The sequence below is a fragment of the Furfurilactobacillus entadae genome, assembly GCF_045862745.1.
Taxonomy (GTDB): Bacteria; Bacillota; Bacilli; order Lactobacillales; family Lactobacillaceae; genus Furfurilactobacillus; species Furfurilactobacillus entadae.
Window position 1 is genome coordinate 1 of the sequence record NZ_BQXN01000066.1, and the last position, 353, is coordinate 353.

The following is a 353-nucleotide window of genomic DNA, read 5'->3' on the forward strand; positions in this document are numbered from 1 at the left end:
AGCTTGTATTACCGGATCGCTCACATGATTGGTCACGCGAACGATTTTTAGGTACCCCAGGTATGAGTAAGCAAGAGGCAATGGCTTACGATGTTGAGCGGCATCAAGAGATAATCCAAAGAGGTGTACAAGAGCAAGGGTTCTACAGTGCCCCATTCAAGATTAAAGGTCTACCATCGACACGTCCTTTTGAGCCGGTGCTACCTGGGCTCACCGCGATCACTTCGGACAGTGAGAATAAAAGAAAGATCGATTAACTGGCTGTTGTCAGATGCTTCAATAGCATAGTATGGCAAAAGTGCTCCATAATCGTTAGATTTTTGTCTAACAATTATGGAGCACTTCACATTACA

The 353-nt window shown here is 44.5% G+C and carries 1 protein-coding gene; it reads left to right on the forward strand.

What is annotated here, in order from left to right:
* A partial coding sequence (locus ACKTR5_RS11780) for a hypothetical protein (RefSeq protein WP_407881704.1) occupies positions 1-257 on the forward strand: 257 nt, incomplete at its 5' end.
* Positions 258-353: the final 96 nt, after the last annotated feature.